General features: G+C 41.7%; 4 protein-coding genes and 2 pseudogenes. 3 read left to right on the top strand and 3 right to left on the bottom strand.

The features are described 5' to 3' along the window. Positions 1 to 301: 301 nt before the first annotated feature. Positions 302 to 460 (bottom strand): hypothetical protein, encoded by a 159-nt coding sequence (locus tag BK127_RS43770; RefSeq protein WP_179097536.1) that lies wholly within the window; start codon positions 458 to 460, stop codon positions 302 to 304. 294 nt (positions 461 to 754) lie between these two features. Then, positions 755 to 1,342: pseudogene (locus tag BK127_RS19735) on the bottom strand (IS6 family transposase); the annotation flags it as partial. Positions 1,343 to 1,741: 399 nt separating this feature from the next. On the opposite strand from BK127_RS19735, the gene BK127_RS19730 reads away from it, so the two are divergent. Then, positions 1,742 to 3,736 carry a methyl-accepting chemotaxis protein gene (locus BK127_RS19730; protein ID WP_076233213.1) on the top strand — a complete coding sequence of 665 codons (1,995 nt, stop codon included), beginning with the start codon at positions 1,742 to 1,744 and terminating at the stop codon, positions 3,734 to 3,736. Positions 3,737 to 4,324: 588 nt separating this feature from the next. Here the strand turns inward: BK127_RS19730 and BK127_RS45690 are convergent. Then, positions 4,325 to 4,423 (bottom strand): annotated as a pseudogene (locus BK127_RS45690) (IS6 family transposase); the annotation flags it as partial. A 413-nt stretch (positions 4,424 to 4,836) separates the two neighbouring features. Here BK127_RS45690 and BK127_RS19725 point away from each other — a divergent pair. Together BK127_RS19725 and BK127_RS19720 are read left to right on the top strand one after the other, a co-directional pair. After that, on the top strand, positions 4,837 to 6,192 hold the full coding sequence (locus BK127_RS19725; protein WP_076233212.1) for a cytochrome ubiquinol oxidase subunit I: 1,356 nt from the start codon (positions 4,837 to 4,839) through the stop codon (positions 6,190 to 6,192). Next, entirely contained in the window at positions 6,189 to 7,208 is a 1,020-nt protein-coding gene (locus BK127_RS19720) for a cytochrome d ubiquinol oxidase subunit II (RefSeq protein WP_076233211.1), read from the top strand. The genes BK127_RS19725 and BK127_RS19720 overlap by 4 nt, the downstream gene beginning before the upstream one ends. The last annotated feature ends 10 nt before the right edge of the window (positions 7,209 to 7,218 follow it).

Genomic DNA, 7,218 nt, shown 5'->3' with positions numbered 1-7,218 from the left:
CCCTTGCCTTCAGCTAACAGTTCCTACTGCCAAGCCTGTAGTGGACTTTCACCACCTAGTTATCGCCCATGCCGGGCGCACACTCAAACAACGCGCACCGATTGAATATCGGCACGCGTTGGCTGCATAGTTTTTTTCAATTGTCTACTTGACTGGGGTATGACCAGGGGTATGACCACTTTCGGTTCTTTTCTTTATCGATAAAATGCTTCTTCCTTGGTTATGGTTTTTGTAACAGCAATAGTTTTATCTGTTTAAATCTACATTTCAATGGAACGACAATTTACAAGCTCTCTATGATCTACAAGGGAAAAAGCATTAACTCATCCGATTCATCGCTCATCTCTGCTTCAACGTCTTCGGTTTCTTCTTCAATTACATTGCATTCTTCTACCTCTACATCTTCGTCAATTACTTCTTCTAACATTAAGGATTCGTTCATAGCTGTTACAATTTCCACGGCAATCCCTCCAATGTTTACTTAGACTTCATTGTCTAAGAATATCTTCATTGTATCAGATACGAGGGGTATTTAGCGTTTAGTTATTGTAAATACATACTTATGATGAATCTTGCATTTCAAATAAAATTACTTGAATTTACCATGTATATGACACTAAAATTATCGAATAACACACTCAAAAAAAAGCAGACCAATTCAATCAAACGAGGTGAGAGGGGAATGGAGCGGATAACCAGGGTCTATCGATCCTGAAATCCCCTGTTCTGGGGGATAAACAAGGCGATGAAGCTAGGCAGTTTTGAAGGACGTGAATCCCAACATTGGTTTTATGATTTTCTTTATGAATCGATGATCTTGTTCAATTTTATTGTTGAGATATTTCTGTTGTCGGAGTATTGTTTCTTGATTCCTAACTTTCTCATCCTTCAATTTCTGGACTGCGGCAGGGTACGCTGGGTTTTTATCGACAGGGTTCACGCGTGGCGATTGATTGTGTGGTGAAGTCAACGCCTTCTTAAAAAATCGTTTGGCAGCAGGAGCATCTCGATTTTCAGACAACATGAAATCAATCGTATTGCCGTTTGAATATACCGCTCTGTAAAGATATTTCCATTGTCCCTTGACTTTAATGTAAGTCTCATCCGTCTGAAAAGAATCATTAGTCGGCTTCAAATAGAGACAAATTCGCTTTTCTAGCTCGGACCCAAACTCATGAACCCATCGCATGATCGTTGTATGAGCGAGTTGTAAACCCCGTTCTTCCATCATTTCTACTAAATCACGATAACTTAGACTATATTTCAAATACCATCTTACCGTGAGCAAGATTACTTCCGATTCATACTGTTTCCACTTAACCAAATCAAATTCCGTTTTCAAAGTAAATGCCTCGCTCCAATGATTTCATTTCAATGATGTTATCATGAATTTGAGCTTGCACCACAACCTCTGATGATCCTCACCTTTGAAAAACTCCGTCCCATTCAAACTCAGGTTCAGCTTCTACTTTAATAAAGATTTAATTGATTTTTACTATCTAATCATACCGTACAATGGAATAACTGGGACACCTCGTTTCCACAGATAAATTAACTATACCAAAATTTTCATTTAGAAAATAAGAATGTAAATAGTAGGAAAATGTCGATTAATGGTATTTATAGTAACTTTTTTCGCTATTATAAACCAAAATTTAGGTCCACTAGCCCATATGGTCTATTTCACTTTTTCAAGCTAGCCTCTATGATGTACACATAATAATCTAGGGGGGGAACGTTCATGGCTTTTTTCAAATCTTTAAGATTCAAGCTCGTCGCTTGCCTGCTTCTTGCAACACTCATCCCCCTTCTCGGTTTAGCGTTTTTTCAGTTAAACCAATTCAATAAGGTACTGAGTGTCAATATTCAGAATCAGGAAGTAGATATCGCCGACACGAATGTAAGGTTAATTAATATTTGGATTGATGGCAAAGTATCACAAATAACCGAGTCTTTAAAAGCCCATCCTGAATTTGCTGAAATGACTGTGGAACAAATCACCCTGATTGTTAAATACATTAATGAAAATGATTTGGAAGTCGAGTCTACTATTGTGGCCGATAAACTTGGCGAGTTAAGTGCAGCTACCAATATCAACATCAGTGACAGAGAGTATTTCAAAATCGCGCGAGATACGAAGAACGTTGCTGTCAGCGATATTATTATTAACAAAAGTACAGGCAAAAAACAAATATCGATTGCTGTACCTATTTTAGATAAAAGCAATACTTTCAAAGGCATTATCATCAGTCTTGTAAGTGTTGAGGCATTAGGTAATTACTTGGGAAAAGTCAAGCTTGCCAATACCGGCTATGCTTACTTATTATCCCGCACAGGTGAGATCATATATCACCCCAATGCCGATATGGTTGGAAAAGCTTATTCCGAATTTGTTAAAAATCCAATTCAAGATAAGGCCTTTAAAGAATCCATTTTAAAGGAAGATAAAGGAAACGTAGATTACCCGGATGATGATGGCTCAAAAAATGTAGCGGGATTTTCCAAAGTTGAACGCACAGGCTGGAAAGTTGTTGTGACCGCTCCTTCCCTTGAGGTATTCGCCGACCTGGACGAGTCCACTAAGGCATCAGAGCTCCTGATTGTTGTGGCTGCACTTTTCGCCATACTCCTCTCTGTTCTTATTGCGAATTTTATATCCAATCCGATCAAGCTGGCTGCTAAGCATTTGAATATTTTGGCAAATGCTGATTTCACGCAGGAAATAGGAACGAAAGTTACCAAAAGAGGTGATGAAATTGGCACATTAGGAAAATCCATGAATTCGATGAGTGAGTCTATCAAATCGGTAGTCAACCAAGTCATTGATGAAGCAAACCGTGTAGAAGCCAATATAACAAACTCCTCGCTTAATCTAGCCGAGCTTTCAGCGAAGGTGCAAAATGTTACCGCCACTACCCAAGAAATGTCTGCTTCCATGCAAGAAACGGCTGCTACGACCGAGACGATGAGAGAAACCTCCTTAGAAATTGAAAGTGCAGTTGAATCGATCACCAACAAGGTTCAGAATGGTTCCACCCTTGTAGAGGAAATCAGCTTACGTGCACAAAATTTAAAAAATAATGCCGAAAGCTCCCAGCAAGCAGCTCTTGAGCTCCGAAACAATGTCGATGCGGATATGAGATCTGCTATCCAGCAATCGAAAGCTGTTCAGCAAATTAATGTTCTGGCGAATGCGATTCTAGACATTACTTCAAGAACCAATCTTCTTGCGCTAAATGCGGCAATAGAAGCAGCACGGGCCGGAGAAGCCGGGAAGGGCTTTTCAGTAGTAGCTACTGAAATACGTAAACTAGCTGAAAGCTCCAAACAAACCGTTAATGAAATTCAAGATGTGACCAGGCTTGTCATAAGTTCTGTCCAAAGCTTGACAGATAGCTCCGAGAAAGCGCTGGAATTTATCGACAAAACAGTCATTAATGATTATACAACTATGGTTCATACAGGTGACCAGTATTATATGGATGCAGAGTCCATCCAGGAGATGGTCATGGACTTCAGTGCAACCGCTGAACAATTACTCGCTTCCATTCAAAATATGGTCCAAGCCATCAACGAGGTTTCTACATCCACTATGCAAGGCGCACAAGGAACTCAGGACATAGCTGAGAACACATTGACAGTCATGCAAGAAGCTAACAAGGTCACTGAGCTGATGCAAGCAACCCAGTTAAACTCGCAGAAGCTGATTGAGATCGTTTCTCAGTTTAAAGTGTAAGCTTGGATTAAACTATAAGGCGGTCCTATAATTCACGAACAACAAAGAACCTAAACCACTTTCACAGTGGTTTAGGTTCTTTGTTGTTATACTTGCGATACTTGCTCCCAGCTTCCTGTTTTCATACTTCTTACAATCATTATTGATAAGCATGATCTGGTACCCTCCTTGAAGGTGGCGACCGCGTCGGGAAGCTCTGTTTGATTCAACACAGCATCATAGAAATGATTCATCATATTTTTCAAGCTGTCTGCCCAGACTTCAGCATGACCCTGAATAATGAAATTGGACTTTTTAATCAGGTATTTTTTTCGGCAATATGAGTCTTAGTTCCAACTGCCGCGAACACAGGAATTCATTCAAATATTGTGAGTGCGGACGATAGTAGGCACCTAAAGTAGAGCGAATTGTACCAACACCTTCCGATTTCCAAAATTGTGATTCATACAGAGTAATCTTCTTTGAACCATCACCCAACGTCATTTGCTTATCACATACAATCCTATTTTAAATGACATCGGAAGTTCTCGTAAGTACTATCTTTTTCTAGTACCCTTTTCCCGTTCGTTTTACCTCGATCACTGCTGGCTTAAAGGAAACGATAGTCGGTTTTAGAAAGGGACGAATTTGCTTGTCTAATTCCGGCCCAAACTGGTGAACCCATCGCATGATGTTCTCACGTACCAGCCACACTCACTATCATACTAACCAGCAGTTTCAAAAGCTTGAATAGGTACGGTTCGATCCAGCCTCTGACTGCAACTGCAGTTGGTGTGTCCAAACGAACGTTCTATCTAAAAACTTAAGCATGAAAGGTATATCCTAATACCATTCCCATCATCACATACGACAAGCACTCAACAACGAGAAGGGGTGTCGTATGCGATGATGTTTACAACTGCAAATTTCATTAAACAACTTTATTTCAGGTTAAACTACTTTATTTCAGATTAAACAACTTTATTTCAACTAGCCGAGTTTTCATCATTTCGTAACGCATAAGTCATCAATTGATCATAGTTGTTGTGAAATAAATCACATACATAAGCTATAATAAGTGGTAAATAGGAGCATAATGTTCAAAAGGAGTGTGCATTCGGATGATGAATTACGACCCGGTATTTTATAGCCGTATATTAACAGGCCTAACGCTTGGTTTTCACATTATTTTTGCTACGATAGGTGTCGGACTGCCTGTCATGATTGCCATTGCCGAGTTTCTGGGAATCAAGCGCAAAGATCCACATTATACACTGCTCGCACGTCGTTGGGCACGTGGATTCGTCATCACTGTGGCAGTCGGCGTCGTTACTGGTACTTCAATTGGCTTGCAGTTAAACTTGTTGTGGCCAAGCTTTATGCAAATCGCGGGTCAGGCGATTTCTCTGCCTTTGTTTATGGAAACCTTCGCTTTCTTCTTTGAGGCGATATTTCTCGGGATTTACTTGTACACCTGGGATCGTTGGAAAAATCCTTGGACGCACTTTGCAATTTCTATTCCCATTATCATCGGATCGACGTTATCCGCATTTTTTATTACGATTGTTAACGCCTTTATGAATACGCCACAAGGCTTTAAGCTGTCCGGTCGAACCATTATCGACATAGATCCCATGGTCGCGATGTTTAATCCGGCCACACCTACCAAGACCGCGCACGTGATTTCATCAGCCTATATGACAAGCGCATTTGTGCTCGCTACCATAGCCGCATTAGCCTTATTGGCAGGTAAAAAGCATGTATATTACCAAAAGGCACTCAAGCTGACGATGATTTGCGGACTGATCTTCTCCTTGTCCACCGCGTTCATCGGTGATCTGTCCGGTAAATTTCTTGCCGAATACCAGCCGGAGAAGCTTGCCGCAGCCGAATGGCATTTTGAAACTACAGCGCAGGCACCACTTGTATTTGCAGGCTATATTGATAAGGAACACAACGTTCACTATGGCTTGAAGCTTCCTTATGCCCTGAGTATATTGGCTTTTGCCGATCCGAATGCGGTTGTGAAGGGCTTGAATGATATCCCTGTGGATGAACGTCCACCGCTCTATATCCATTATTTCTTTGATGCCATGGTGGCGATCGGAAGCTTGATGATTGTACTCTGTATCGCATATTTATATTTGAACAGGAAAAAACGGCGTCAACAAGGAAAAGAAGTGCCGCGTTGGCTGCTTCGCTTCATTACTTTCTCAGGCCCGCTTGCAATGCTGGCGATTGAATCCGGATGGATATTTGCTGAAGCCGGAAGACAGCCATGGATTCTGCGCGGCTATATGAAAACGGCACATGGAGCCACGACCGCTACCAATGTGGACTGGATGCTGCTGATGTTCTCTATTCTGTACATCATACTTGGATTTGGCGCATGGACGGTACTCCGCCGTATGTTCAAGACGAATACGCCTGAAGAGGAATTAGCATTGCGGGCTGATCAAGGAGGTGAGCACCAATGAGTATTGAAGTCATCGGAATTACAGTGCTCTGGGTTTTCCTTTACGGTTATTTAATTGTAGCTTCGATTGATTTTGGGGCTGGTTTCTTTAGCTACTACACGATGATAACCGGGCGCAAAAATATGGTGCATGGCATTATCGAACGCTATTTATCACCTGTCTGGGAAGTTACTAACGTTTTTCTGATCTTCTTCATGATCGGGATGGTCGGTTTTTTCCCGGACACTGCTTATTATCTCGGAACCACCTTATTAATACCCGGCAGTATCGCTATAGTGCTGATCGCTATCCGAGGCTCCTACTACGCTTTCAGCACCTACGGCTCCAAGGAAAGCCATCTGTACAAGCTGCTTTACGGGGGCAGTGGTCTATTGATTCCAGCTTCATTGTCCATCGTATTGACGATATCGGAGGGTGGTTATATTGAGGAAAGCGGCAATAATGTCACACTGCTCTTCTACAAGCTGTTTACCAGCTCTTATGCCTGGTCGGTTGTCGTCCTGTCGCTTGTCAGTGTGCTCTATATTTCTGCTGCTTTCTTAACCTATTATGCTCACAAGGCGAAGGATACCAAAGCGACAGAAATTTTGCGAAGGTTTGCAATCGGTTGGAGCGGACCGACAATATTAGCGAGCTTGTTCGTATTTTTCGCTATTCAGCGACACAATCCGGTTCATTTTGACAACATGCTAAAGCTGTCCTGGATGTTTGTTGTATCCTTGATTTGCTTTATAATTGCTACCTATCTGATATGGAACCGCAAGCGTCTTGGCGTCGCTTTTTTATTCGTGATGCTGCAGTTTGCCTTCGCTTTCTTCGGATATGGCGCGGCGCATTTACCTTATATTATTTATCCCATGGTCTCGATACACGAAAGTGTCACCAGCCCGGAAATGGGAATTGCCTTGATCGGAGCTTTTATCGCCGGCTTATGTCTGCTCATCCCTTCACTGATATTGCTGATGCGTCTCTTTCTGTTCGATGCAAATTATGTGCAGGGTCTGCAGAAAAAGTGAATGCAATACA

It is taken from the genome of Paenibacillus sp. FSL H7-0331 (assembly GCF_001956045.1).
This window is presented reverse-complemented; position numbering and strand designations above follow the sequence as displayed.